Below are 24,949 nucleotides of genomic sequence, written 5' to 3'. Positions count from 1 at the left end.
GTGCGCGCCGAGCGCGCACCCGCCGTGGACGTCGGCGCCGACGCGCTCGCCGGCGCGCGCCGGCGCGGCGAGATCGCCCTCGCCGCGCGAGCCGGGGACTGGGCGACGGTGCGCGCCGCGCTCGACGACGAGCGCCCCTCGGCGCGCGCCGGCGCGCTCGTCGCCCTGGCACGCGGCGGACTCGCCGGACCCCGGGACGTCGCGCGCGCCCTCAGCGATCGCGACCCCGCCGTGCGGGTGACCGCCTGCGAGCTCGCCGCGCTGCTGCCCGGCGCCGACTTCCGGCCCCTGCTCGACGACGCTGACCCCGCGGTCGTCGAGGCCGCGTCGTTCGCCCTCGGCGAGGTGGGGGACAGCCGTGCGGTCGCCCGCCTCGCCACGGTGGCGCGCGCGCACCCGGACCCGCTGTGCCGCGAGGCGGCCGTCGCCGCGCTCGGCGCCATCGGCGACGAGGCCGGGCGCGCCGCCGTGCTCGCCGCGCTCGGCGACGTCCCCGCGGTGCGCCGCCGGGCGGCCGTCGCGCTCGCGGCCTTCGAGGGCCCCGAGGTCGTCGCCGCGCTGCGCGGCTGCCTCGCGGACCGCGACTGGCAGGTGCGCCAGGCCGCCGCCGAGGTCCTGTCGCTCAGCGGCGAAGACCGCTGCTGAGCGCGGGCGCACGCCCGCCCGCCCGCGGCCCGAGGCGGCGCGCCGCGCCGAGCACGGCGCTGCGGCCGCCGTCGCCGGCCACGCGCACGCTCACGCCCGTCGCGCCCGCCACGGCACGCTCGAGCCCGTCGACGAGGGCGCCCCCTAGGAGGACGGCGCCCGAGCCGAGCACGTCGTTCGCGAGCTCGGGCGGCGCCTCGGCGAGGCAGGCGCGCGCCGCCTCGAGCAGCGGCGCGTAGACGTCGGCGAGCAGCGGACGCAGCTCGGAACGGGCCAGCACGGCGCTCGCCGGACGGCCGGTCTTCGCGTCGCGTCCGAGGACCTCGACGTAGGCCTCGGGGGCGCGTGGGTCGAGGGTCGCGAGCGCAGCTCGCACCTCGGCGGCGACGCCAGCGTCGACGACGACGTTGTGGCGTCGAGCCAGGAGGGTGCGGATCGCCTCGAGCACGTCGTCGCCGCCGCGTCGGACCGAGCGCGAGCAGGCGATCCCCCCGAGCGCGAGCACGGCGAGGTCCGCCGTTCCCGCGCCGACGTCGACGACCATCGCCCCGCGTGGCTCCTCGACCGCGAGGCCGAGGGCGATCGCGCCAGCGAGGGGGGCCTCGATGAAGCCCACGCGGCGCGCGCCGCCCCGGCGCAGCGCCCGCTCGAGGGCGCGCCGGTCGACGCCTGTCGCCCCGCAGTGCACGCAGGCGAGCACCGCGGGGCGCCCGTGACCGGCAGCCCGCAGGCGGCGGAGCACCTCGCCGAGGACCGCCTCGGCGGTGCGCAGGTCGGCCAGCTGGCCGTGGCGCACCGGCCGCACGAGCCGGACGCGCCCCGCGGCGCGCCGTGCCAGGGCCAGCGCCGCCCGCCCGAAGCAGACGAGGCGGCCGCTGTCGGCGTGCACCGCCGCGACGGTCGGCTCCTCGAGCACGACGGCGCCGCTCGCGTCGGCGACGCGCGTGAAGGCGGTGCCGAGGTCGAGCGCGAGCTCGGCGCTCATCGGACGGCGCAGCGGTCCACGGCCGCCATGCTAGGAGGAGCCGCCCGACCGGGCCGTGCCGTCGCCAGCCCGCGACGACCCTCCCCAGCGAGGCGGCGCTAGCCTGCTGCGCCGTGGCGGCCTTCGCTGGGGACTTCGACGACTCGCCGGAGGAGGAAGAGCCGCTCCGGCCGCCGCTCCCCCTCGAGGACCGGCTCTGGCGCCACCCCTCTGAGCTCGGCAGCGCCAACCCGTCGCTGCACCTCGACCCCGTCGCCGTCCGGCGCCGGTGGCTCACGACGGAGCCGAGCCGCGCCAGTGCCTGGACGGCGGGGATCGTCGGCGCGCTCCTCGCGACGGGTCTCGTCGTGCTTGGCACCCACCTCGCCACCGCGATCACGGGCGGTACCGTCCAGGACGAGGCCCGCCCGACGCTCACGACGGCGAGCGCGAGCGTGACGGCGCGGGGCGCCGCCCCGGCGCTCGCGCCGAGCCTGGCGAGGGCCGTCGCGCGCGCGGGCGCCTCGGTCGCCGCCGTCGACACGACGCGCGACGGCACGAGCGTGCACGGCCTCGGCCTCGTGGTCCGCTCCGATGGGATGATCCTCGTGCCCGCCGAGGCGGTGGACGGCGCCTCGGCGATCCTCGTCACGCTCGCCGACGACGACAACCCCTACGTGGGCACGCTCGTCGGCCTGGACCGGGCGAGCGGCCTCGCCGTGGTCCACGTCAACGCCGTGACGGCACTGCCCGTCGCGCCCTTCACGACCACCTCGCCTCGACGCGGCGAGCTCGCCATCGCGCTCACCGCACCGGGCGGCGCCGACGACGACCTCGCCACGGTGCGCGCCCCGGACGGCGCAGGTGCCGGCCTCGTCGACGCCATGTCGCTCGGGCTCCCGCCGGACGCGCCGCTCGGCAGCACGATCGTGGACGGCCGCGGCGAGGTCGTCGGGATGCTCGCCGGCCCGGACAGCGCAGTGCCGTCCTGGCTCGAGCTCGCCGTCGCCGCCCAGCTCATGCACACCGGACGCGTGCGCCACGGCTGGCTCGGCGTGACCGTCCAGGGTGCGGCCGACGGGGCAGAGGTCGTCGCGGTCGCGCCCGACAGCGCCGCCGCGGCGGCGGGGCTGCAGCCAGGGGACGTGATCGAGGCGATCGACGGCCACGCCGTCGGCTCGACGGCGGTCCTCCTCGGGCGGCTCTACGCCCTCCGCCCGCACGTCGCCGTGCTGCTGCGGGTCGAGCGCGCCGGCAGGGCGCGCAGCGTGCACGCCCTCCTCGAGGACCGGCCGTAGCGACACGGCACGCCGGCGCCCCGAACGGCGCACGCCGCGCGCGCCCTAGATTCGGCGGTATGGACCCGGAGGTGCCCGCGGGCATGGGGGGCTTCTTCCAGGGCCTGCTCGGCGACCTGCTGAAGCTCCTGCGGACCGACTCGCCCTTCCAGTGGGAGCTCGCGCTCCAGCTCGCGCTCAGCGTGGCGAGCGAGGGCGCCGAGGACGGCAACGTCGACCCGGTCGAGCGGATGCGCTTCGAGGAGCTCACCCACCTCGCCGAGCTGCACGTGGCGGACGTGGCGGGCATCTCGCCGGCGAGCGGCCGCCTCGAGGTGCACCCGGTCGGGCGCGCCGAGTGGGCGCGCCGCAGCCTGCTCGCGTGGCGCCCGCTGCTCGAGCGACTCGCCGCCGCGCTCAACCGGCGCGCGGCGCCGCCACCCGCCCCGGAGGCCGAGGGCGAGCTCTCCGCGCTGCTCGGTCTGTGGGCGGAGACGATCGCGCCGGCGATGATCGCGATGCAGATCGGCTCGCTCGTCGGCCACCTCGCGCAGCGCGCCCTCGGCCAGTACGACCTGCCGCTCCCGCGCCCGGGCAACGAGCTCCTCGCCGTCCCCCAGAACGTCCGCTCCTTCTGCGCGGACTGGAGCCTGCCCATCGACGACACGGTGGTGTGGCTCGCGGTGCGCGACGTCGCCGCCCACGCGGTCTGGTCGCGGCCGCACGTACGCGAGCGCCTCGAGACGCTCCTGCTCGAGCGCGCCGGGAGCTTCGCGCCGGACCCCGGGGCCTTCGAGTCGCACCTCTCCCAGCTCGGGGACGCCGGCGACCTGCCCGCGCTGACGCGCCTGCTCGGCGACCCCGCGATGCTCGGCCGGCTCGTCGACTCGGCCGAGCTGCGAAGGGTGGACGCCGAGCTCTCGGCGCTCGCCGCCGTGGCCGGCGGCTTCGTCGAGTGGGTCACCGACACCGTCGCCCGGCGGGTCGTCGGGACGCGCCTGCCGATCCGCGAGGCGATGCGGCGGCGGCGCGTCGAGCACGACGACGCGTCGCGTGGCGCCGAGGCGCTCCTCGGGCTACGGCTCGACCAGGCGACGCTCGACCGGGGCGAGGCCTTCGTGCGTGGCGTGCTCGAGCGCGGCGGCGAGGAGGAGCTCGCGCTCCTCTGGCGCTCCGCCACCAGCCTGCCGACGCCGGCCGAGGTGGAGGCGCCCGGGCTGTGGATCGAGCGGATCCACCTCCCGGACCCGGGCGCCGACTAGGACCGGCGAGCCCGGCTCGGTGCGCTCACGCCGACGAGCCGGCCTCCGCGTCCGCCTCGGGGATGCCGAGGTCCCACTCGAGCAGGAGGTTCTCCCGTTCGGCGTCTCGCACGACTCGCTCTCGGTTGCGCCGGAACTGCGGGTCGTGCGGCGGGAGGAGCACGAGGCGTGCGAGGGCCCGCTCGCGGAAGGCCTCGATGACGCTGCGGTCCCCGAACTCCGACTCCACCTCCCAGTGCGGGGCGACCGGCCCGAGGTAGACGATCCGGACGTGCCCACGCGGCGGCTCGGGCGCAGCGGTCTCGTCAGGCATCGTCATGGTCGCTCCCTCGGTCGCTCGGCGACGGCGCAGTCTACCGGCGAGCGCCGGGCGCCCTCGGCAGCGGGTCTGGTCCGGCGAGCACGAGGGTATATCCTGAGGCTGCAGGCCAGATCGCGCTGAGCGACACTCGCGGCCAGCTCCGTGCCCGGTGCGTGGTCGCCAGACGGAGGACGGGTGGTGTGATGGACACGGAGTGGATGGCGCGGGGCAAGTGCCGGGACCTGCCGCCCGAGACCTTCTTCCCGAGCGACGGCGTCGGCGTCGAGGCGGCACGAAAGATCTGCGTCGACTGCCCCGTGAAGGCGCCCTGCCTCGAGTACGCGATGGAGAACCACATCGACCACGGGGTCTGGGGCGGGACCTCCGAGCGCGAGCGCCGACGCCTGGCGCGCCAGCGCCGCCACCTGTCGCTGCACCGCGTCGACTGAGCCACGAGCGCGCCCGACGCGTGCTCGAGTGCGTCGTCAACCTGAGCGAGGGCCGCAGCGGAGCGCTCCTCGACGAGCTCGCCGCCGCCGCGGGCGACGCCCTCGCCGACCGGCACGCGGATCCGTGGCACAACCGCAGCGTGTGGACCCTCGTCGGCGACGGCGTCGACGAGGCAGCCCGGGCGCTCACGAGCGCGGCACTCGACCGGCTCGACCTCGCCCGGCACGAGGGCGCGCACCCTCGCCTCGGCGTCGTCGACGTCGTCCCCTTCGTCCCCTTCGAGCCGGGCCACCTCGGCCCGCTCGACCTCGCCGAGGCGCTCGCGGCCCGTCGCGCCTTCGCCGAGTGGGCCGCCAGGACCCACGGACTCCCCTGCTTCTACTACGGGCCCGAGCGCACGCTCCCTGACGTTCGGCGCCGGGCCTTCCGCGGCCTCGACCCGGACGTCGGGGAGCCGCACCCGCACCCCCGCTGGGGCGCGACCTGCGTCGGCGCCCGCCAGGTCCTCGTCGCCTACAACCTCTGGCTCGCCGAGCCCGACGTCGAGCTGGCCCGCAGCCTGGCGCGCGAGCTGCGCTCCCCCGCGGTGCGCGCCCTCGGCCTCGAGCTCGGCGGGCGTGCCCAGGTCTCCTGCAACCTCGTCGCGCCAGAGCTCGTCGGGCCGGACGCGGTCTTCGACGCCGTGCGCGCCCGTACCAGGATCGAACGCGCCGAGCTCGTCGGCCTCGTGCCGGCCGGCCTGCTCGAGCGGATCCCGCGGGCTCGCCACGCCGAGCTCGACCTCGGCGAGGACCGGACGATCGAGGCCCGCCTCGCCCGGAGGCGGCGAGGCGGCACGTGCGGCTGAGCGGCGCTGCGCGCCGCGACGGCTACGACGCCGCGTGGCGGGTCTCGAGGATGCGGGCGCGCCGGACGCGACGCCGCTCACGCTCGCTCATGCCCCCCCAGATGCCGAACTTCTCGCCGTTCGCGATGGCGAAGTCGAGGCAGTCCTCGCGCACGACGCATCCCCTGCAGACCTCCTTCGCCTCACGGGTCGAGGTGCCCCGCTCCGGGAAGAAGAGCTCGGGATCCACGCCGAGGCAGTTCGCCCGCGCCTGCCAGGACCGACCCTCTCCGCTGACGAGCGCCTGGATGTCCACCGGCACCCTCCCTTGCGCTGCGCCACCCGAGGAGTGGCAACGGTGAAATTACACCGTTGTTACCATGATGGCCGGCAGCCAGGCGCCGCGCAAGGGGTCGGCGCGGCGCGAGCGGCCGCTCCCGCCTCGGGCCTGCACGCCGGCTCCGGCCTCGCGACGGCTTCGCGACGACCCACGCCCCCGACGGCGGGGCGCCCGACCCGGCCTCGGCGCGCCTAGGCGCCGGCGAGGCGCCGCGTCGCCCGGTGGCCCGACACGAAGTCGACGAGGAGGCAGGGGCCGAGGTCCTCGGGCGTCGCGAAGAACGCGCGCCCGCCGTTCAGGCGAGCCATCGTCTCGACGAAGCGCCGCAGCGACCCGGTGGCGTCGAGGGCGAAGGTGTTGATGACGATCTTCTCGCGCGTGCAGCGGGCCACCTCGGCGAGGGTCTCCTCGATCGTCTCGCGCGTCGGCGGGTAGCTGAAGAAGACCTGGCCGTCGGGCTCGACGTGCGCCGTGGGCTCGCCGTCGGTGACGAGGAGCACCTGGCGGGTCCCCCGGCGGTGCGCGAGCATCCTCCGGCTGAGCGCCAGGGCGTGCTGCAGGTTCGTCCCGTAGGTGTAGTCCCACGAGACCTCGGCGAGCTTCGACGGCTCGATGACGCGCGCCGTCGCCGAGAAGCCGATCAGGCCGAGGAAGTCGCGGGGGTAGCGCGACGCGATGAGCGACTGCAGCGCGAGCGCGACCTTCTTCGCGGCGAGGAAGTTGTCGCGCATCGGCATCGACAGCGACAGGTCGAGCGCGAGCACGCTCGCCGCGCCCGTCACCCGCTCGCGCTCGTCGATCTCGAAGTCCTCGACGGACAGCGCGATCGGCCGCGCCAGCGCCACCGAGGGCGTCTCGCGGGCCCGGGCCAGGCGGACGAGGCCGTTGCGCAGCGTCCGCTCGACGTTGAGATCGAAGGCGTCGCCGGGCTCGTAGGGCCGAGTCGTCTCGGCACGCTCGTGCCCCGGTCCCGGCTCGAGGACGAGGTGCTCGCCCGAGCGAGCGCGCCCCAGCCGGGAGAACACCTCCCCGAGTGCGTGCGCCCCGAGGCGGCGGAGGCCCCGCGGCGTGAGCGCGAGGCGCTCGCCGCGGCGCGCGACGAGGCCTTCGGCCTCGAGCCGGCGCGTCAGCTGCGCGAGCGCCTCGAGCGACGCGGCCGCGTCTCGCGAGACGAGCTCCGCCACCCGCTCGAGGTCCGCCTCCGCGAGGGCCGCGGGCGTGTCGGTGCCGGCGAGGAACGCCTCGAGCTCCGAGAGCTCGGCGAGCTGCGCGGCGACGTCGCTCGCCTCCTCGAAGGAGAGCGCGAGCCCGCCCGGTCCGTCCACCGGCTCGAGGGGGGCGAGCGTGCCGGCGAGCGCAGCGGCGAGGCGGTCGAGACGGCGGCCGAGCTCCTCGTCCGCGAGCAGCCCGGCGGCGAGCGCCTCGAGCTCGGCTCGCTCGGCCGGCGTCATCGAGGCGAGGACGGCGCCCGCCGCCTGCAGGCGCGAGGCCAGCCTGGCGAGCAGGCCGTCGAGGTCCTCCGCCGGGGGGAAGAGGTCGCCGAAGCGCTCGACGAACGACGAGAAGTCGGGCTCGAGGGGTAGTCCGGCCCGGCGCTGCTCGAGCAGCGTGCTCAGGGCGTCGAGCGCCTCGCCGAGGCGCGCCCGCTCGGCGGGCGACGCCGCGGCCAGCCCTGCGGCCCGCGAGAGCTGGAGCTCGACGAGCGAGCGTCGGAGCCGCTCGATGAGGCGCGAGAAGGCGCTCGCCGCCTCGGGCGACGCGAACTCGTAGCGCTGGAGGGCGGCCAGGCGCTGGCCGAGGGGCGCCGGGAGGAGGTCGAGCTCGCCGAGCGCCTCGAGCGCGGCGTCGCCGGCCGACCTGGCGCTCGGCGGAGCGTCCTCGCCGCGAGCGGCCGCTACCCGGGCCTCGAGCTCGGCGCGCTCGCGCTCGACGATCGCGTCGAGCTCCTCGCGCACCGATCGCGTGAGCCCGTCGGCGTCGTGCGCCGCGAGCAGCTCCCGGCGGCGGCGGCGCACCTCCTCGAGGAGCTCGCGCAGCCCAGCGACGCGGCGCCCGGCGGCGGTGGTGAAGCCCTCGCGCAGCAGGCGCCGCAGGGCGGCGTCGAGATCCCCGTGGTAGGCGAGATCGTCGGCGGCGGCAGCGAGGACGTCGTCCGCGCCGGGCGGCGCGGGCCCCTCGCCCACCGCGCCCGTCCAGCGCTCGTAGCGCCAGCGCAGCGCGCCCACGCTACCTGCCCCGGTAGGCGGCGGTGCCGCCCTCGACCGACTTGGCGAGCCGGCGGGTGAGGTGGAGGCCCTCGAGGACGAGCTCGACGGCGCTCGCGCGCTCGGCGGCTCCTGCCTCGGCGCCGACGACGGCGGCCGCCGCCTCCCCGAGGGCGGGGAGGCTGGCGGCGAGCGCCTCGTAGGCGGCGAGGGGCACCTCGGGGCCGACCTCGGCGACGAGGCCGGCGTCGAAGCCGGCGACGACCTCGGCGAGCGAGCCGCCGGGGCCGGCGGCGCGGAAGGTCTCCAAGAGCGCGGCGTCGACCAGCTCGGCGAGGATCGCGGCGTCGTCCTCCTCGTCGAAGGACTCCACCTCGACCTTGCCGAGGGTGGAGGCGGCGAGCGCCGACAGGTCGCTCGGGCGGGGCGCGACCTCCGCCTCGCGAAGGCGTGCGCCGCGCCGCAGCGCGGCGGCGACGAGGGTCTCGTAGTTGGCGATGCTGAGGCGGACCGAGACCCCCGAGCGCTGGTTCACCTTCGGGCTCGCCCGGGCGCGCTGGCTGAGGCGGGCCGTCACCTCGGCCATGAACGCCGGGACCCGCACGGCAATGCCCGGCGCCGAGGCGGGGCGGGCCTCCTGGGCGACGATCGCGACCTCCGTGGCGACGTCGGGCGGGTAGTGCGTGCGGATCTGGGCGCCGAAGCGGTCCTTGAGGGGGGTGATGATCCGGCCGCGGCTCGTGTAGTCCTCCGGGTTGGCGGACGCGACGAGGAGGACGTCGAGGGGCAGGCGGACGCGGAAGCCCCGGATCTGGACGTCGCGCTCCTCGAGCACGTTGAGGAGGCCGACCTGGATCCGCTCGGCGAGGTCCGGCAGCTCGTTCACCGCGAAGATGCCGCGGTTGGCTCGCGGAACGAGGCCGTAGTGGATCGTGAGTTCGTCCGACAGGTAGCGGCCCTCCGCCACCTTGATCGGGTCGACCTCCCCGATCAGGTCGGCGATCGTGGTGTCGGGGGTGGCGAGCTTCTCCGCGTAGCGCTCGGCCCGCCCCACCCAGGTGATCGGCGCCTTGTCGCCGAGCTCGGCGACGAGGTCGCGCCCCTGGCGCGACGCCGGCCGGAAGGGGTCGTCGTGCACCTCGGAGCCGGCGAGGGCCGGGACGAAGGGGTCGAGCAGGTCGACGAGCGAGCGGATGATGCGGGACTTCGCCTGGCCGCGCTCGCCGAGGAGGATGATGTCGTGGCCTGCCAGGAGGGCGTGCTCGAGCTGGGGGATGACGCTGTGCTCGAAGCCGAGCACCCCCGCCACGACGGGGAGGCCGGCGGCGATGCGCGCCAGCGCGTTGCGCCGCACCTCCTCCCGGACCGGGACCGACACCCAGCCGCTCTCGCGCAGCTCGCCGACGGTGCTCGGGCGCGGCGTCCGCTCGTTCGGCGCGTCGGTCACCCGCCCCACCCTACCGCTGCGCCGGCCGGTCGCCGTTTCGCCGCCCGCCGGCGCGGCGCGCGAGGATGTCCGACGGCCTGGGCCCGGTCGGGTTGGCGAGCGCCCGCCGAGCCGGCTCACCGAGGAATGGAGGATGGCCGTGACCGTCGTTGAACAGCGCGAGGCGACGCCGACGCCGGTCGAGATCGGGGGGCCGCGCGGCGGGCCGCCGCTCTCGAGCGTGCTGCGCCGGGACCGCTGGCGCGTCCAGCCCATCGCCGTCGCCGCCGGCCTGCTCGGCTTCATCGGCTACTCGATCTGGGCGGCCCTGCGCAACGGCGACTTCTACGCCGGCTCGGTCGGGCGCGACTACCTCTCGCCCTACTACTCGCCGTGCCTCACCCACTCGTGCGTCACGGCCGGCTACGTGTGGGGACCGCTCTTCGGCGACTTCTGGCGCATCTCGCCGGCCTGGCTGATCCTCATCTTCCCCGGCGCCTTCCGCACCACCTGCTACTACTACCGCAAGGCCTACTACCGCTCGCTGTGGCTGTCCCCGCCGGCGTGCGCCGTGCCCGACGCCGGCTCCCAGCGGGCCCGGGGGCTGCGCCGCCGCTACACCGGCGAGACCCGCTTCCCGCTCGTCCTCCAGAACATCCACCGCTACACCTGGTACTTCGCGGTGATCTTCGCCGGCATCCTCACCTGGGACGCGATCACCGCCTTCCGCTTTCGCGACGGGGTCGGCCTCGGCGTGGGGACGCTCATCTTCGTCGCCAACGCCGTGCTCATCTGGGCCTACACGCTCGGCTGCCACGCCTGCCGGCACCTGTGCGGCGGGGGCCTGAAGCGCTTCTCCCGGGCGCGCCTGCGCTACTTCTTCTGGAAGAACGTCTCGACGCCGCTCAACGAGCACCACCAGCTGTGGGCCTGGTGCTCGCTCTTCTCGATCGTCGTGACCGACCTGTACACCTGGCTCGTGGCGAGCGGCACGATCCACGACCCGAGGATCATCTGATGCCGGACCTCGAGACGCACACCTGCGACGTCCTCGTCATCGGCGCCGGCGGCGCGGGGCTGCGCGCCGCGATCGAGGCGAGCTCGCTCGGCGCGCGCACCGCGGTCGTGTGCAAGTCGCTCCTCGGCAAGGCGCACACGGTGATGGCCGAGGGGGGGGTCGCCGCGGCCCTCGGCAACGTCTGGCCCGAGGACAACTGGAAGGTCCACTTCCGGGACACGATGCGCGGCGGCAAGATGCTGAACAACTGGCGCATGGCGCAGCTGCACGCCCAGGAGGCGCCCGAGCGCGTCCTCGAGCTCGAGGACTGGGGCGCGATCTTCGACCGCACGCCCGACGGCCGGATCCTCCAGCGGGACTTCGGCGGCCACCGCTACGCCCGCCTCGCGCACGTCGGCGACCGGACCGGGCTCGAGCTGCTGCGGACGGTGCAGCACCAGGCGGTGAGCCTCGGCATCGAGGTCTTCATGGAGTGCAAGGTGCTCCGCCTCCTCAAGGACTCCTCGGGCGCGGTGAACGGGGCGCTCGGGCTGTGGCGCGAGTCGGGCCGCTTCGTCGTCTTCCGGGCGAAGGCGGTCGTGCTCGCGTCCGGCGGGATCGGGAAGGCCTGGAAGTTCACCTCGAACTCCTGGGAGTCGACCGGCGACGGCCACGCACTCGCCCTGTGGGCAGGCGCCGACCTCATCGACATGGAGTTCGTCCAGTTCCACCCGACCGGCATGGTCTGGCCGCCCTCGGCGCGCGGCCTGCTCGTCACCGAGGGCGTCCGCGGGGACGGCGGGGTGCTGCGCAACCGCGACGGCGAGCGCTTCATGTTCAACTACATCCCCGAGTACTACGCGAAGGAGACCGCCTCCTCGATCGAGGAGGCGGACCAGTGGTACGACAACAAGAAGGACTTCCGCCGACCCCCCGAGCTCCTGCCGCGCGACGAGGTCGCCCGGGCGATCAACGCCGAGGTGAAGGCCGGGCGGGGCAGCCCGCACGGCGGCGTCTACCTCGACATCGCCTCGCGCCGCCCCCCCGAGTACATCCGGCGGCGCCTGCCCTCGATGTACCACCAGTTCAAGGAGCTCGCCGACGTCGACATCACGAAGGACCCGATGGAGATCGGGCCGACCTGCCACTACGTCATGGGCGGCGTGCGCGTCGACGCCGACACCGCGGCCACGACCGTCCCCGGGCTGTACGCCGCCGGCGAGGTGGCAGGCGGGATGCACGGCGCGAACCGGCTCGGGGGCAACTCCCTCTCCGACCTCCTCGTCTTCGGCCGGCGCGCCGGCGCCGCGGCCGCCGAGCACGCGCTCGGCCGGCGCGAGGCGGCGCCGGTCGACGACGCGCTCGTCGACGAGGCCACCCGGCACGCCCTCGCCTACTTCGAGCACGAGGGCGGCGAGAACCCCTACGCGGTGCACCACGCCCTGCAGGAGACGATGCAGGACCTCGTCGGGATCATCCGGACGGAGGCCGAGCTCGTCGAGGCCGTCCACCGCCTCGACGAGCTCGACAAGCGGGCGGCCGAGGTGACCGTCGAGGGCAACCGCCAGTTCAACCCGGGCTGGCACCTCGCGCTCGACCTCGAGTCGATGCTCGCGGTGGCGCGCTGCACGACGCTCGCGGCGATCGAGCGCAAGGAGAGCCGCGGCGGACACACCCGCGACGACTACCCGAGCGCCGACGACGAGCGGTTCGGGAAGCTGAACATGGTGACGCGGCTCGTCGGCGGTGACGTCGTCGTCTCCCCCGAGCCGCTCCCCGAGATGCCCGCCGAGCTGCGGGCGCTGTTCGAGGAGGCGCACTGATGGCGACCGGAGCGGGCGCCGACCGGCCGGCGCAGGTGACGCTGCGCATCTGGCGCGGCGACGAGCAGGGCGGGGAGTTCCGCGACTACACGCTCGCGGCCCAGGAGGGCGAGGTCGTGCTCGACGTCGTCCACCGCGTCCAGGCGGAGCTGGCGCCGGACCTCGCGGTGCGCTGGAACTGCAAGGCCGGCAAGTGCGGCTCGTGCAGCGCGGAGGTCAACGGCATCCCGCGCCTCATGTGCATGACGCGCATGTCCAGCCTGCCCGCGGGCGAGCCGGTCACGATCTCCCCGCTGCGCACCTTCCCGATCCTGCGCGACCTCGTGACCGACGTCTCGTTCAACTTCGCCGAGGCGCGCCGCATCCCGACGACGCGCCTCGGCCCGCGGGACCCCGACGGCATGCGGCGCATGGCCCAGATCGACATCGACCGGCTCCAGGAGTTCCACAAGTGCATCGAGTGCTTCCTGTGCCAGAACGTCTGCCACGTGATCCGTGACCACGAGGAGAACAAGGAGCGCTACGTCGGCCCCCGCTTCTTCGTGCGCCTGGCGGAGCTCGAGATGCACCCGCTCGACACGCTGGACCGCCGAGACGCCGTCTCGCGCGCCTTCGGCATCGGCCTGTGCAACATCACGAAGTGCTGCACGGAGGTGTGCCCCGAGGGGATCCACATCACCGACAACGCGATCATCCCCCTGAAGGAGCGGGCGGTCGACGTCCGCTACGACCCAGTCGCGTGGCTGGGCCGCAAGATCCGCCGCCGCCCGGCACCCACGCCCGCGCACGTCGCCCTCGCCGACACCCCCGCGGCGCGGGCGAACGAGGTCATCGTGGCCGGCACGCGCCGGGGACGCCGCTCGTAGGTGGGGATGCGCTTCCTGTCCGACGAGTGGTTCTGCGCCCTCGCGGACGTCGTCAGCCAGGGGGGAGACGGCGCCACCGACGGCCCGCCGCTCGCGATCGGCCAGGTCATCACCGGCACGCCGGCAGGGGACGTCGCCTACACCGTCGTCCTCGGGGGACCCTCGCCCGGCGTGCGTCGCCCGGGCGTCGCCGACGCGCAGGTCGTCCTCGTCGAGGACTACGAGACGGCCCTCCAGATCGCCTCGGGGCGGGCCCTCGCCGAGGTGCTCGCCGCCGGGCGCGTGAAGGTGCGCGGCGACGCGGCGGTCCTCCTCGCCGCCCAGGAGCGCCTCGCCGCGCTCGCCGGCCCCCTCGGCGAGCTCGCCGAGGCGACGGAGCTCGGGTAGGGCGGCGAGCGCGCCCGGAGCGGGGACGGCCGCGGCGCGCCAGCCCCGGAGGAGGCGACGCACGAGCGAGGCGAGACGGTCGGGGCTCCTCAGCGCCGCACGACCACGAGCGGGAAGGATGCCCCCTGCCGGCGGGCGGCGAGCGCCCGGGCGCGGCCAGCGCCCTCGTGCGGCCCGAGGCGACGCCGTGCACGCCCGAACCGCCCGACGCGGCGCTCGCCCGTCCTCGTCCGCGAGGAGGCGCGGCGCGGGACGCGCCCGGGTGGTCGCCCGGCGAGCTGGCCCGACGCCCACGCCCTCGTCGTCAGGAAGCCCTCGCCCGAGCCGGGTCCGCCGCCGAGCCCGACGGCGAGCCGGCGCCGCGCCGACGCGGCGCGCGACGGCTCAGGTGAGCAGGTCGAGGACCTCGGCCCGCTCGGCGAGCAACTCCTCGGTCGTGATGCGGATGCGCTCGCGGGCGAACTCGTCGTGCTCGAGGCCCTCGACGACGCTCCAGGCCGTGCCGTCCGAGCGCACCGGGAAGCCGAACTGCAGCCCCTCGGGGATGCCGTACTCGCCGTGGGACACGACGGCGAGCGAGCACCAGTCCCCCGGCGGCGTCGGGCTGACGATGGAGCGCACCGAGTCGATCGCCGCGTTCGCAGCCGACGCCGCGGACGACGCGCCGCGCGCCTGGATCACCGCGGCGCCGCGCTGCTGGACGGTCGAGATGAACTCCCCCTCGAGCCAGGCGCGCTCGGGGATCACCTCGGGCGCCGGCCGGCCGTCGATGCGAGCGTGCGCGAAGTCCGGGAACTGCGTCGAGGAGTGGTTCCCCCAGATGGCGACGTTCGTCACCGCCCGCACCGGCACCTGCGCCTTCCTCGCGAGCTGGGACTTGGCTCGGTTCTCGTCGAGGCGGGTCATCGCGAAGAAGCGCTCGGCCGGCACCTCCGGCGCGTTCGACCGGGCGATCAGGCAGTTCGTGTTGCAGGGGTTGCCGACGACGAGGACGCGCAGGTCGCTCGCGCCGTGCTCGGCGAGCGCACGGCCCTGGGGGCGGAAGATGGCGCCGTTCACGCCGAGGAGGTCCTTGCGCTCCATCCCGGCCTTGCGCGGGACCGAGCCGACGAGGAGCGCGAAGGAGGCCCCGTCGAAGGCCCGGGCCAGGTCGGTCGTCGCAACGACGTCGGTGAGCAGCGGGAACGCGCAGTCCTCGAGCTCCATCACGACGCCCTCGAGCGCCGGCATCGCCGGCTCGATCTCGAGGAGGCGGAGCTCGACGGGCTGGTCCGGGCCGAACGCCTCGCCGGCCGCGATGCGGAAGACCAGCGAGTAGCCGATCTGGCCGGCTGCGCCGGTCACGGCGACGCGCAGCGGGCGCCTGGTGGGCGAGGAGCGGTCAGTCACGGCCGGAGGTTAGCGGCAGGCGGTCGCCCGGCGCACCTTCAGTCGGCGTGGCGGTCCAGGAAGGCGAAGACCTCGGCCATGTCGACGCCCGGGAAGGGGTTGAACGAGGCGACGTCGGCCGGCAGGCCCGAGACGAAGTGGCTGCGGTCGCGCGCGGAGGCCCAGGCGCGCCCCGCCCAGCGGGCGGCCGACGCCGCACTCGGCTCCCGGCAGCAGGACGGGTCCGGGCAGGTCGATCGGGCCCGCCGCACCGTGTCGTGGCCGCGGAAGTGCCGCGCGTAGGCGGCGGGCACGCCGAAGGTGACCGCGTGGCGCGTCGAGCCGTCGGCCTCGATGCTCGTCGAGCACCAGAACTCGCCCGCCGGCGTCTCGGTGTACTGGTAGTGGAGGCTGAAGGCGTCCTCCGCGTCGAACGCGGCTCGGGCGCTCCAGTGGCGGCACAGGCGCTGGCCCTCGACCGTGCCGTCGTCGTCGGCGGGCAGCGGGACCCCGTCGTTCTCGTACGCCTTCCATAGCACCCCCTCGGGGTCCGAACGCTGGAAGTGGACGGGGATGTCGAAGTGCCGCGTCAGGAGGTTCGTCATCCGGTGCGCGGCCATCTCGTAGGAGATGTAGAAGACGTCGCGCAGGTCCTCGACGGAGATGTCGCCGGTCGCCCTGGCGTGCGCCAGCAGCGGCACGGCGAGGCGCTCAGGCGCGAGCAGCGCCCCCGCGAAGTAGTTCGCCTCGACGCGCTGGCGCACGTACTCGGCGAAGTCCGCGGGGTCGCTGTGGCCGAGCGCGAAGTGGCCGAGGGTCTGCGCGACGACCGAGCGGGCAGCGCGCGGCGGGAGGTCGTTGCGCTGCGCCACGTAGATCACCCGGTTGCGCAGGTCCGTGACCGAGCGCGTCGACGCCGGCAGGTCGGCCGCTCGGGCGATCGAGAAGCCGAAGTGGGCGGCGAGCGCGGCGAGGGCGCGCTCGGAGACGATGGTGCCGCCCTCCTCGCCGATGGCGGCGACCGCCTCGGCCGCCACGGCCTCGATCTCGGGGTAGTAGTTGTCCCGCCGGCGCATCTCCTCGCGCATCGCCGCGTTCGCGGCGCGCGCCCCCTGGCCGGCGGGTGCCGAGGACCGCGACCGTTCGAGGGCCGAGACGCGCTCGAAGAGCGCGACGATGTGCTCGAGCACGGCATCCTCCGTGCGCGCCGACGGCCGCAGGTAGGGGAGGCGGAGCGCGCGGTACCGGGGGTCCTCCTGCAGGCGCGCCAGCGCGAGCTCGAGGGCGGCCCGCCGGTCCGGCGGCTCGGGCTCGAGGAGGTCGCCCGGCGCGCACCCGAGCGCCCGGGCGAGGTCGTTCACCGTGGACAGGCGCGGCTCGCGTCGCCCGTTCTCGAGCTGCGAGAGGTAGGAGGCGGGGCGCCCGACCGCCTCGCCGAGGCGCGCGAGCGTCATCCCCGCCCGCCGGCGCTGGTGCCGCAGGCGCAGGCCGAAGACGAGAGGATCCAGCCGCCCGTCCGATGAAATTTCGGAGATTTTTCTCATATCTATGCAGAAGTGCAGATCTATTCCTTACAAATTTTGGCGCTTCTGTCAATACTTGGCGCAGAGCGCGAGTTCAAGCGCACGGAGGTCGCAGGGAGGGTCATGGAAGCGACGACGCAGACGATGGAGCAGGCGACCGGCTTCGCGCACGACGCGCACCCGCTCGCCGCGCGGGTCCTCACGCCGGACGCCGTCGACTTCCTCGTCGCCTTGGAGCGCCGCTTCCGCGCGCGCCGGGCCGAGCTGCTCGAGGCCCGCCGCGCACGCCAGGCCCGCCTCGACGCCGGCGAGCTCCCCGACTTCCTCGCCGAGACCGCCGCGGTGCGCGCCGGGGCCTGGAAGGTGGCGCCCGCGCCGGCGCCGCTCGTCGACCGGCGGGTCGAGATCACCGGGCCCACCGACCGCAAGATGATGATCAACGCCTTGAACTCCGGCGCGCGCGTCTTCATGGCCGACCTCGAGGACGCCACGTCGCCGACCTGGTCGAACATCGTCACGGGGCAGGCCAACCTGCAGGACGCCGCCCGCCGCAGCCTCGAGCTCGCCACCCCCGAGCGCGTCTACCGCCTCGGCGAGGAGCTGGCCACGCTCGTCGTGCGCCCCCGCGGCTGGCACCTCGACGAGCGGCACGTCGTCGTGGACGGCGAGGCGATGTCCGCGAGCCTGTTCGACGCCGGCTGCCACCTGTTCCACAACGCCCGAGCCCTCCTCGAGGCCGGCGCCGGCCCCTACCTGTACCTGCCGAAGCTCGAGGGCCACCTCGAGGCCCGGCTCTGGCGGGACGTGCTCTGCTTCGCCGAGGACGAGCTCGGCCTCGAGCGCGGCAGCATCCGCGTCACCGTGCTCATCGAGACGATCCTCGCCGCGTTCGAGATGGACGAGATCCTCTTCGAGCTGCGCCAGCACGCCTGCGGGCTGAACGCGGGGCGGTGGGACTACATCTTCTCGGTGGCGAAGAAGCTCGGGCGCCACGAGCGCTTCCTCCTCCCGGATCGCTCCAGCGTGACGATGACGGTCCCGTTCATGCGCGCGTACACCGAGCTGCTCGTCGCGACCTGCCACCGGCGCGGGGCGCACGCCATCGGCGGGATGGCCGCCTTCATCCCGAACCGGCGCAAGCCCGAGGTCACGGCCGAGGCGCTGCGCAAGGTCGCCGAGGACAAGCGGCGCGAGGCCCGCGACGGCTTCGACGGTACCTGGGTCGCCCACCCCGACCTCGTCGCGACGGCGCGCGCCGAGTTCGACGCCGTGCTCGGCGAGCGGCCGAACCAGCTCGAGCGCACCCGCGACGACGTCGCCGTCGGCGCCGCCGACCTGCTCGCGGTCGAGTGCCCCCCGGGCGGGATCACCCGCGAGGGGCTGTGGCGCAACGTCTCGGTCGGCATCGCCTACCTCGACGCCTGGCTCGGCGGCACCGGGGCGGCCGCGATCGACGACCTCATGGAGGACGCCGCGACCGCCGAGATCTGCCGCGCCCAGGTCTGGCAGTGGGTGCACCACGGCGTCGTGCTGCCCGACGGCGCGAGGGTCGACGCGCCCCTCGTGCGCGCCCTCGCCGCGGCCGAGGTCGCCCGGCGCACGACGGGGGACCCGGCCGCCGACGGGCGCCTCGCACGCGCCCGCGCCGTCTTCGAGCAGGTCGCGCTCTCCGACGACTTCCTCCCCTTCCTCACCATCCCTGCCGGCGAGCTCCTCGAGTGAGGGGGCTGGTGCCGGCGTGCGACGAAGCGAGGTGACGATGGACCGGACCATGGACGAGGCAGCGGCCCTCGAGCGGCGCTGGCGCGAGGCGCCTCGCTGGCGCGGGGTCGAGCGCCCCTACCGAGGGGCGGACGTCGTCCGGCTGCGCAGCTCCGTGCTCGTCGAGCACACGCTCGCGCGCCGCGGCGCCGAGCGGCTCTTCGAGCTGCTGTCCTCGCAGGACTACGTCGCCGCGCTCGGCGCGATGACCGGTGCCCAGGCGGTCGAGATGGTGCGCGCCGGCCTGCAGGCCATCTACCTGTCGGGCTGGCAGGTGGCCGCCGACGCGAACCTCGCCGGCGAGGTCTACCCCGACCAGAGCCTCTACCCCTCCAACAGCGTCCCCGCGCTCGTCCGCCGGCTCAACAACGCCCTCCGGCGCGCCGACGAGGTCGAGCGCCTCGAGCGTGGGGGCGCCGTCGAGGGGCGCGACTGGCTCGTGCCGATCGTCGCCGACGCCGAGGCCGGCTTCGGCGGCCCGCTCAACGCCTACGAGCTGATGCGGGCCATGATCGAGGCAGGCGCGGCCGGCGTGCACTTCGAGGACCAGCTCGCCTCGGCGAAGAAGTGCGGCCACATGGGTGGCAAGGTCCTCGTGCCCACCTCGCAGCACCTGCGGACGCTCGCCGCCGCACGCCTCGCCGCGGACGTGGCGGACGTCCCGACGCTGCTCATCGCGCGCACCGACGCGCTCGGCGCCGCCCTCGTGACGAGCGACGTCGACGAGCGCGACCGCCCCTTCCTCACCGGCGAGCGCACCGACGAGGGCTACTTCGTCTGCCGCCCCGGCCTCGAGGCGGCGATCGCCCGCGCGCTCGCCTACGCCCCCTACGCCGACCTGCTGTGGTGCGAGACCTCGACGCCCGACCTCGCCGAGGCACGCCGCTTCGCCGAGGCGGTGAAGGCCCAGTACCCCGACAAGCTCCTCGCCTACAACTGCTCGCCCTCGTTCAACTGGCGGCGGCACCTCGACGACGAGACGATCGCCCGCTTCCAGAAGGAGCTCGCCGCCATGGGCTACCGCTTCCAGTTCGTCACCCTCGCGGGCTGGCACGCGCTGAACGCGTCGGCCTTCGAGCTCGCCCTCGGCTACGCGCGCGACGGCATGCCCGCCTACGTCGACCTCCAAGGGCGCGAGCTCGCGCTCGAGGCGGAGGGCTACACGGCGACGCGCCACCAGCGGGAGGTCGGTGCCGGCTGGTTCGACGAGCTGCTGCGGGTCGTCTCGGCGGGCCGCTCCTCGACGCTCGCCCTCGCCGGGTCGACCGAGGAGCAGCAGTTCTGAGCGGCGCCCGCCTAGAGGCGCTCGACGATGGCCTCGGCGAACTCCGAGCAGCGCACCTCCTTCGCCCCCTCCATGAGGCGGGCGAAGTCGTAGGTGACGATCTTCTCGGCGATCGTCGCCTCGAGGGCCGCGACGATGTCGCGCGCCGGGCCGTCCCAGCCCAGGTGCTCGAACATGAGCACCCCCGACAGGATCACCGAGCCGGGGTTCACCTTGTCCTGCCCCGCGTAGCGAGGGGCGGTCCCGTGCGTCGCCTCGAAGACGCCATGGCCCGTCACGTAGTTGACGTTCGCCCCCGGGGCGATGCCGATCCCGCCGACCTGGGCGGCGAGCGCGTCGGAGAGGTAGTCGCCGTTCAGGTTCGTCGTCGCGATGACGTCGAACTCGTCGGGACGGGTGAGCACCTGCTGGAACGCGATGTCGGCGATGACGTCCTTCACGAGGAGGCGCTCGCCGGGCTTTCCCCCGCAGTCGTCCCAGCCGACGGCGACGTCGGCGAACTCCTCGCGCACGAGCTCGTAGCCCCAGTTGCGGAACGCGCCCTCGGTGAACTTCTGGATGTTCCCCTTGTGGACGAGGGTGACGCTGCGGCGCCCGCGGCGCAGCGCGTACTGGATCGCCGCCCGGACGAGGCGCTTCGAGCCGAACTCGGAGATCGGCTTGATGCCCACGCCCGAGTCGGGTCGGATCTCGAAGCCGAAGCGCTCGCGCAGCAGCTCGATGAGCTCGCGGGCCTGCTCGGTCCCCTCCTGGACCTCGTAGCCGGCGTAGACGTCCTCGACGTTCTCCCGGAAGATGACCATGTCGACCTTCTCGGGATGGCGCACCGGCGAGGGCACGCCCGTGAACCACCGCACCGGCCGCAGGCAGACGTACAGGTCGAGGAGCTGGCGCAGCGCCACGTTGAGCGACCGGAACCCGCCCCCGACCGGCGTCGTGAGCGGCCCCTTGATGCCGATCAGGTGCTCCCGGAAGGCCTCGACGGTCTCGTCGGGCAGCCAGCTCCCGGTCTCCTGGAACGCCCGCTCCCCGGCGAGCACCTCCTTCCAGGCGATCGACTTGCCGTGCTTGCGGGCAGCCGCATCGAGGACGAGGCGCGCGGCGGGCCAGATGTCGACCCCGGTCCCGTCGCCGGCGATGAAGGGGATGATCGGCTCGTCGGGCACCGAGAGGGTGCCGTCGGGCGCCATGGTGATCTTGTCGGCCATGCGCCGACACTACCGCCGGGCCGGCGCGAGGCGCCCATCGAGCCAGCGCGCTAGGCGCGGCGCGCGATCCCGAGGTTCTCGCAGATGGCGAGCGTGGCCCGCACCTGGTTCATCGTGTAGAAGTGCAGGCCCGGCACGCCGCCGGCGAGGAGCTCCTCCCCGAGGCGGGTCGCGACCTCGACGCCGACGGCGACGACCGCCTCGGGGTCGCCCGCCACGGCCTCGACGCGGCCGGCGACCTCGGGCGGGATCGTGCAGCCGGACAGCTCGGCCATCCGCTTCAGGGTGCGCACGTTCGTCACCGGCATGATGCCCGGCAGCACCGGCTTGCGCACGCCGCGAGCCTCGAGGTCGGCGACGAGGCCGAAGTAGTCGTCGGCACGGAAGAAGAACTGCGTGATCGCGAAGTCGGCGAGGGCGAGCTTCTCGGCGAGGTGCGCCCGGTCCGTCGCGAGGTCCGGCGCCTCGGGGTGGCCCTCGGGGTGCGCGGCGACGGCCACGCAGAAGTCGCCGAGCGACTTCGCGAGCACGACGAGCTCGATGGCGTGGCGCAGGTCCCCCGCCGGCAGCGGGCCCTCGGTGTCGAGGGGCGGGTCGCCGCGCAGCGCGAGGATGTTCTCGACGCCGTGGTCGCGGTAGCGGGTGAGGATGTCGACGAGCTCGGCCCGCCGGTGCGCGGCGCACACGAGGTGCGCCATCGGCGTCATGCGCCCGGCTCGCTGGATCGCGAGCACGAGCTCGTGCGTGCGCTCGCGCGTCGAGCCGGCCGCGCCGTAGGTGATGGAGGCGAAGGTCGGGTGCAGCGCCTCCAGGCCCGTGAGCGTCGCCTCGAGGCGGCGCGCGGCCTCCTCGGTGCGCGGTGGCCACAGCTCGACCGACAGCGACCACCCGCTCGCGAGGAGATCGACGATGCGCGCCATGGGTGGACCAGTCTCGCACCTGCCGGCGAGCCGGCAGGACCCTCAGGCGGGCGGGAGGCGCCGGCGGGCCGCGGCGATCGCGTTGCGCAGGAGCTCCGCCCTCGTCATCGGACCGACACCGCCGAGGCGCGGCGTGAGCCAGCCGGCGACCTCTGCGACGTCGTCGGCGACGTCGGAGAGCAGGCGACGGCCGTCGAAGCTCACCCCCGCGGCGACGACGGCCGCGCCGGGCTTCACCATGTCCCTCGTCACGAGCCCCGCCTGGCCGGCCGCGGCGACGAGCACGTCGGCCTGCCGGGTGTAGGCGCCGAGATCGGCCACGCCGGTGTGCACGACGGTGACCGCGGCGTTGCAGCCCGGCCGGCGGAGCGCGAGGAGGAGGGCGAGCGGGCGCCCGATCGTGAGCCCGCGGCCGATGACGACCGCGTGACGCCCCTCGACGGGCACCTCGTAGGCCGCGAGGAGCTCGACGATGCCGGCCGGCGTGCACGGCAGCGGACCGGGCCTGCCCATGACGAGGCGGCCGAGGTTGACCGGGTGCAGACCGTCGACGTCCTTGTCCGGGTCGACGGCCCGCAGCGCCGCCTCCTCGTCGAGGTGCGACGGCAGCGGGAGCTGGACGAGGTAGGCGTCGACGGCGGGGTTCGAGTTGAAGCGCTCGATCGCCGCCTCGAGCTCGGCCTGGGTGGCGCTCGCCGGGAGCTCCTCGTGGAAGGAGGCGATACCGACCTCGGCGCAGTCCGCGTGCTTCATCGCGACGTAGCGGGCGCTGCGCGGGTCGTCGCCGACGAGGATCGTGCCGAGGCCGGGCCGCACCCCGGCGCGTGCCATCGCCTCGGCCTCCTCGGCCACCTCGGCGCGGATCCTCTTCGCAAGGGCGTCGCCGTCGAGCACGATCGCGGTCACCGGCCTGCCTCCCCCGCCGGGCAAGGCGCCCGGACAGCGCAACGATAGGCGGCGGCCCCGACCCTCCCCGGGAGCGCGCTCAGTGGCGGAAGTGGCGCTCCCCGGTCAGCACCATGGCGAGGCCGCGCTCGTCGGCCGCGGCGACCACCTCGTCGTCGCGCAGCGAGCCGCCCGGCTGGACGACGGCGCCCACCCCCGCGTCGGCGAGGGCGTCGAGCCCGTCGCGGAAGGGGAAGAAGGCGTCGCTCGCGCCGGCCCCGCCCGCTGCCCTGCCGGCGGCCTTGCGTCCGGCGAGGAGGGCCGCGTCGACGCGGCTCTGCTGGCCGGCCCCGACGCCGACGACCTCGCCGTCTCGCGCCAGGACGATCGCGTTCGAGCCGGTGCGCGCGCACACGCGCCAGGCGAGCTCGAGGTCCCGCCACTGCGCCTCGCTCGGCACCGCCTTCGTCACGACCCGCCAGGAGGACCGGGCCGCGAGGAGGCGGTCGGGCTCCTGCACGAGGAAGCCGCCCGCCACCTGGCGCAGCGAGAGTGGCTCGGGCGAGGGGGCCGGGGCGACGAGCGTCCGCATGTTCTTGCGCCTCGCGGCGAAGACCTCGACCGCCGCCGGCTCGAGCGACGGGGCGACGAGGACGTCCGCGAGCGGGCCCGCCGCGATGGCCTCGGCGAGGGCCGCGTCGACCGGCCCCGACAGGGCGACGATCCCCCCGAAGGCCGAGAGCGGGTCCCCCTGCACGGCGCGGGCGTACGCGCTCGCGAGGTCCGGGGCGATGGCGGCGCCGCAGGGGTTCGCGTGCTTCACGATCACTGCCGCCGCGCCCCCCGGCTCGAGCGCGGCGAGCTCGTGGACGAGGCGCCAGGCGGCCTCGGCGTCGAAGAGGTTGAGGTAGGAGAGCTCGCGCCCGCCGTGCTGGACGACGCCCTCCCAGAAGCCCGCCGGCCCGCCGACGCGCCGGTAGCGGGCGGCGGCCTGGTGGGGGTTCTCGCCGTAGCGCAGCTCCTGGCAGCGCTCGAGGGCGAGGTGGAGCGTCGGCGGCAGCGGGTCGGCGGCGCCCTCGTCGAACCACGCGACGATGGCCGCGTCGTAGGCGGCGGTGTGCGCGAAGGCGGCGCGGGCCAGGCGCCGGCGGGTCGGCGCGCTGAGCGCGCCCTCGCGGCGCAGCTCGTCGAGGACCTCGCCGTAGTCGGCGGGATCGACGACGACCGCGACGTGCTCGTGGTTCTTCGCCGCGGCGCGCACCATGGCGGGCCCGCCGACGTCGATCATCTCCACGGAGGGCGCAGCGGCGAACGGGTAGAGGTTGCACACGACGAGGTCGATCGGCTCGATGCCCCGCGCCGAGAGGTCGGCGAGGTGCGTGGGGTCGCCCCGGTCGGCGAGGATGCCGCCGTGGATCGCCGGGTGGAGCGTCTTCACCCGACCGCCGAGCATCTCGGGCGCCCCCGTCACCTCGGCCACCTCGCGGTGCGCGACGCCGGCGGAGGCGAGCGCCGCAGCCGTGTTGCCGCTCGCGACGAGCTCGACGCCGAGCGCCTCGAGCCCGCGGGCGAACGCGACGAGCCCGGTCTTGTCGTAGACGGACAGCAGCGCCCTCACCGGGAACCTCCTTCGCGCGCCGCGCCCTCGAGGCCCTCGAGGAACTCGGCGATGGTCGCCGGGTAGAGCCGGCGCTCGACGGCCTTGATCCGCTCGTGCAGGCTCGCCTCGTCGTCGCCGGGCAGCACGGGCACCGCCTCCTGGGCGAGGATCGGCCCGGCGTCGACCTCGAGGGTCGCGACGTGGACGGTGCAGCCCGTCACCTTCACCCCGGCGCGCAGGGCGTCCGCGACCGCGTGCCAGCCGCGGAACGCCGGCAGCAGCGCCGGGTGCGTGTTGAGGATGCGGCCGGGGTAGGCCTCGTGGGCCGCGGCGCCGAGCACGGTGCCGAAGCCGGCCATCGCGAGCACGTCGACCCGGTAGGCCTCGAGCGCCGCCACGAGCTCCTTCGTGTAGGCCTCGCGATCGAACGACGGCGAGAAGTCCCGGCGCTCCACCCGGAGCACGGCGACGCCGGCCGCTCGCGCCACGGACTCTGCCGGGCAGGGGCGGTCCACGACGGCGACGACGACGGGCAGGCCTGCCTCGACGATCGCCCCGAGGAGCGATCCGGTCCCGGACGCGAGCACAGCGACGCGCACGTACGCACCCTACAGGGACCCGACGCGTGCGA

Annotated in this window: 23 protein-coding genes; 11 read left to right on the top strand and 12 right to left on the bottom strand. The window is 75.2% G+C overall.

Going from position 1 to position 24,949, the window contains the following annotated elements:
• The gene (locus VKV23_02925) at positions 1–645 is read left to right on the top strand and encodes a HEAT repeat domain-containing protein (GenBank protein ID HLI14990.1); all 645 of its coding nucleotides are present in this window, start codon (positions 1–3) and stop codon (positions 643–645) included.
• On the opposite strand, the gene VKV23_02920 is transcribed toward VKV23_02925, so the two are convergent.
• On the bottom strand, positions 623–1,630 hold the full coding sequence (locus tag VKV23_02920) for a rod shape-determining protein (protein HLI14989.1): 1,008 nt from the start codon (positions 1,628–1,630) through the stop codon (positions 623–625). The genes VKV23_02925 and VKV23_02920 overlap by 23 nt on opposite strands.
• Positions 1,631–1,743: 113 nt before the next feature.
• Between VKV23_02920 and VKV23_02915 the strand changes: the two genes are divergently transcribed.
• Complete coding sequence (locus VKV23_02915) at positions 1,744–2,907, top strand: PDZ domain-containing protein (protein ID HLI14988.1); 1,164 nt, start codon at positions 1,744–1,746, stop codon at positions 2,905–2,907.
• Positions 2,908–2,966: 59 nt separating this feature from the next.
• Positions 2,967–4,148: a zinc-dependent metalloprotease gene (locus VKV23_02910; protein ID HLI14987.1), complete on the top strand. Its 1,182-nt coding sequence runs from the start codon at positions 2,967–2,969 to the stop codon at positions 4,146–4,148.
• 25 nt (positions 4,149–4,173) lie between these two features.
• Here the strand turns inward: VKV23_02910 and VKV23_02905 are convergent, their stop codons facing one another.
• On the bottom strand, positions 4,174–4,467 hold the full coding sequence (locus VKV23_02905; protein HLI14986.1) for a hypothetical protein: 294 nt from the start codon (positions 4,465–4,467) through the stop codon (positions 4,174–4,176).
• Positions 4,468–4,652: 185 nt separating this feature from the next.
• On the opposite strand from VKV23_02905, the gene VKV23_02900 reads away from it, so the two are divergent.
• Together VKV23_02900 and VKV23_02895 are read left to right on the top strand one after the other, a co-directional pair.
• Positions 4,653–4,898 (top strand): WhiB family transcriptional regulator, encoded by a 246-nt coding sequence (locus VKV23_02900; protein ID HLI14985.1) that lies wholly within the window; start codon positions 4,653–4,655, stop codon positions 4,896–4,898.
• Positions 4,899–4,918: 20 nt separating this feature from the next.
• Positions 4,919–5,746, top strand: coding sequence for a hypothetical protein (locus tag VKV23_02895; GenBank protein HLI14984.1), 828 nt, complete (start codon positions 4,919–4,921; stop codon positions 5,744–5,746).
• 22 nt (positions 5,747–5,768) lie between these two features.
• On the opposite strand, the gene VKV23_02890 is transcribed toward VKV23_02895, so the two are convergent.
• From VKV23_02890 to VKV23_02880, 3 genes are all read right to left on the bottom strand, one after another.
• Entirely contained in the window at positions 5,769–6,041 is a 273-nt protein-coding gene (locus tag VKV23_02890; protein HLI14983.1) for a WhiB family transcriptional regulator, read from the bottom strand.
• A gap of 215 nt (positions 6,042–6,256) precedes the next feature.
• Positions 6,257–8,290 (bottom strand): VWA domain-containing protein, encoded by a 2,034-nt coding sequence (locus VKV23_02885; protein HLI14982.1) that lies wholly within the window; start codon positions 8,288–8,290, stop codon positions 6,257–6,259.
• A gap of 1 nt (position 8,291) precedes the next feature.
• Positions 8,292–9,716, bottom strand: a complete 1,425-nt coding sequence (locus VKV23_02880) for a sigma 54-interacting transcriptional regulator (GenBank protein HLI14981.1) — start codon at positions 9,714–9,716, stop codon at positions 8,292–8,294.
• Between the two features lie 133 nt (positions 9,717–9,849).
• Between VKV23_02880 and VKV23_02875 the strand changes: the two genes are divergently transcribed.
• Genes VKV23_02875 through VKV23_02860 form a run of 4 tightly spaced genes read left to right on the top strand, consistent with a single transcriptional unit; the run spans position 9,850 to position 13,768 of the window.
• Positions 9,850–10,713 carry a hypothetical protein gene (locus VKV23_02875; protein ID HLI14980.1) on the top strand — a complete coding sequence of 288 codons (864 nt, stop codon included), beginning with the start codon at positions 9,850–9,852 and terminating at the stop codon, positions 10,711–10,713.
• Positions 10,713–12,515 carry a fumarate reductase/succinate dehydrogenase flavoprotein subunit gene (locus VKV23_02870; protein HLI14979.1) on the top strand — a complete coding sequence of 601 codons (1,803 nt, stop codon included), beginning with the start codon at positions 10,713–10,715 and terminating at the stop codon, positions 12,513–12,515. Before VKV23_02875 ends, VKV23_02870 begins: the two co-directional genes overlap by 1 nt.
• A complete protein-coding gene (locus VKV23_02865) occupies positions 12,515–13,381 on the top strand; it encodes a succinate dehydrogenase/fumarate reductase iron-sulfur subunit (GenBank protein HLI14978.1) in 867 nt (288 codons plus the stop codon). The genes VKV23_02870 and VKV23_02865 overlap by 1 nt, the downstream gene beginning before the upstream one ends.
• 6 nt (positions 13,382–13,387) lie before the next feature.
• Positions 13,388–13,768 (top strand): hypothetical protein, encoded by a 381-nt coding sequence (locus VKV23_02860; protein ID HLI14977.1) that lies wholly within the window; start codon positions 13,388–13,390, stop codon positions 13,766–13,768.
• Between the two features lie 384 nt (positions 13,769–14,152).
• Here VKV23_02860 and VKV23_02855 read toward each other — a convergent pair whose 3' ends face one another.
• Together VKV23_02855 and VKV23_02850 are read right to left on the bottom strand one after the other, a co-directional pair.
• Positions 14,153–15,157: a malate dehydrogenase gene (locus VKV23_02855; protein HLI14976.1), complete on the bottom strand. Its 1,005-nt coding sequence runs from the start codon at positions 15,155–15,157 to the stop codon at positions 14,153–14,155.
• A gap of 38 nt (positions 15,158–15,195) precedes the next feature.
• Entirely contained in the window at positions 15,196–16,680 is a 1,485-nt protein-coding gene (locus tag VKV23_02850) for a helix-turn-helix domain-containing protein (GenBank protein HLI14975.1), read from the bottom strand.
• A gap of 12 nt (positions 16,681–16,692) precedes the next feature.
• Here VKV23_02850 and aceB point away from each other — a divergent pair, with 12 nt between their 5' ends.
• Positions 16,693–18,381 carry a malate synthase A gene (gene aceB, locus VKV23_02845; protein ID HLI14974.1) on the top strand — a complete coding sequence of 563 codons (1,689 nt, stop codon included), beginning with the start codon at positions 16,693–16,695 and terminating at the stop codon, positions 18,379–18,381.
• 37 nt (positions 18,382–18,418) lie between these two features.
• Positions 18,419–19,705, top strand: a complete 1,287-nt coding sequence (gene aceA, locus VKV23_02840) for an isocitrate lyase (protein HLI14973.1) — start codon at positions 18,419–18,421, stop codon at positions 19,703–19,705.
• An 11-nt stretch (positions 19,706–19,716) separates the two neighbouring features.
• Here aceA and icd read toward each other — a convergent pair whose 3' ends face one another.
• From icd to purN, 5 genes are all read right to left on the bottom strand, one after another.
• Positions 19,717–20,913, bottom strand: coding sequence for an NADP-dependent isocitrate dehydrogenase (gene icd, locus VKV23_02835; GenBank protein HLI14972.1), 1,197 nt, complete (start codon positions 20,911–20,913; stop codon positions 19,717–19,719).
• Positions 20,914–20,963: 50 nt separating this feature from the next.
• Complete coding sequence (locus tag VKV23_02830; protein ID HLI14971.1) at positions 20,964–21,833, bottom strand: methylenetetrahydrofolate reductase; 870 nt, start codon at positions 21,831–21,833, stop codon at positions 20,964–20,966.
• A 42-nt stretch (positions 21,834–21,875) separates the two neighbouring features.
• Positions 21,876–22,739 (bottom strand): tetrahydrofolate dehydrogenase/cyclohydrolase catalytic domain-containing protein, encoded by an 864-nt coding sequence (locus VKV23_02825; GenBank protein ID HLI14970.1) that lies wholly within the window; start codon positions 22,737–22,739, stop codon positions 21,876–21,878.
• A gap of 79 nt (positions 22,740–22,818) precedes the next feature.
• Positions 22,819–24,336 (bottom strand): bifunctional phosphoribosylaminoimidazolecarboxamide formyltransferase/IMP cyclohydrolase, encoded by a 1,518-nt coding sequence (purH, locus tag VKV23_02820; GenBank protein HLI14969.1) that lies wholly within the window; start codon positions 24,334–24,336, stop codon positions 22,819–22,821.
• The gene (gene purN / locus VKV23_02815) at positions 24,333–24,917 is read right to left on the bottom strand and encodes a phosphoribosylglycinamide formyltransferase (GenBank protein ID HLI14968.1); all 585 of its coding nucleotides are present in this window, start codon (positions 24,915–24,917) and stop codon (positions 24,333–24,335) included. The genes purH and purN overlap by 4 nt, the downstream gene beginning before the upstream one ends.
• Between the last annotated feature and the right edge of the window lie 32 nt (positions 24,918–24,949).

It is taken from the genome of Acidimicrobiales bacterium (genome assembly GCA_035294085.1).
GTDB lineage: Bacteria > Actinomycetota > Acidimicrobiia > Acidimicrobiales > Bog-793 > DATGLP01.
The sequence above is the reverse complement of the archived record's forward strand: the minus strand, read 5'-3'. Positions and strand labels throughout refer to the sequence as shown.

Excerpts from the sequence above, each read along its gene's own strand:
- VKV23_02850 (HLI14975.1), bottom strand. The coding sequence starts at position 16,680 with ATGAGAAAAATCTCCGAAATTTCATCGGACGGGCGGCTGGATCCTCTC.
- VKV23_02870 (HLI14979.1), top strand. The coding sequence starts at position 10,713 with ATGCCGGACCTCGAGACGCACACCTGCGACGTCCTCGTCATCGGCGCC.
- VKV23_02875 (HLI14980.1), top strand. The coding sequence starts at position 9,850 with ATGGCCGTGACCGTCGTTGAACAGCGCGAGGCGACGCCGACGCCGGTC.
- VKV23_02910 (HLI14987.1), top strand. The coding sequence starts at position 2,967 with ATGGACCCGGAGGTGCCCGCGGGCATGGGGGGCTTCTTCCAGGGCCTG.
- icd (HLI14972.1), bottom strand. The coding sequence starts at position 20,913 with ATGGCCGACAAGATCACCATGGCGCCCGACGGCACCCTCTCGGTGCCC.
- VKV23_02860 (HLI14977.1), top strand. The coding sequence starts at position 13,388 with ATGCGCTTCCTGTCCGACGAGTGGTTCTGCGCCCTCGCGGACGTCGTC.
- VKV23_02920 (HLI14989.1), bottom strand. The coding sequence starts at position 1,630 with ATGAGCGCCGAGCTCGCGCTCGACCTCGGCACCGCCTTCACGCGCGTC.
- VKV23_02900 (HLI14985.1), top strand. The coding sequence starts at position 4,653 with ATGGACACGGAGTGGATGGCGCGGGGCAAGTGCCGGGACCTGCCGCCC.
- VKV23_02905 (HLI14986.1), bottom strand. The coding sequence starts at position 4,467 with ATGACGATGCCTGACGAGACCGCTGCGCCCGAGCCGCCGCGTGGGCAC.
- VKV23_02865 (HLI14978.1), top strand. The coding sequence starts at position 12,515 with ATGGCGACCGGAGCGGGCGCCGACCGGCCGGCGCAGGTGACGCTGCGC.
- aceA (HLI14973.1), top strand. The coding sequence starts at position 18,419 with ATGGACCGGACCATGGACGAGGCAGCGGCCCTCGAGCGGCGCTGGCGC.
- VKV23_02830 (HLI14971.1), bottom strand. The coding sequence starts at position 21,833 with ATGGCGCGCATCGTCGATCTCCTCGCGAGCGGGTGGTCGCTGTCGGTC.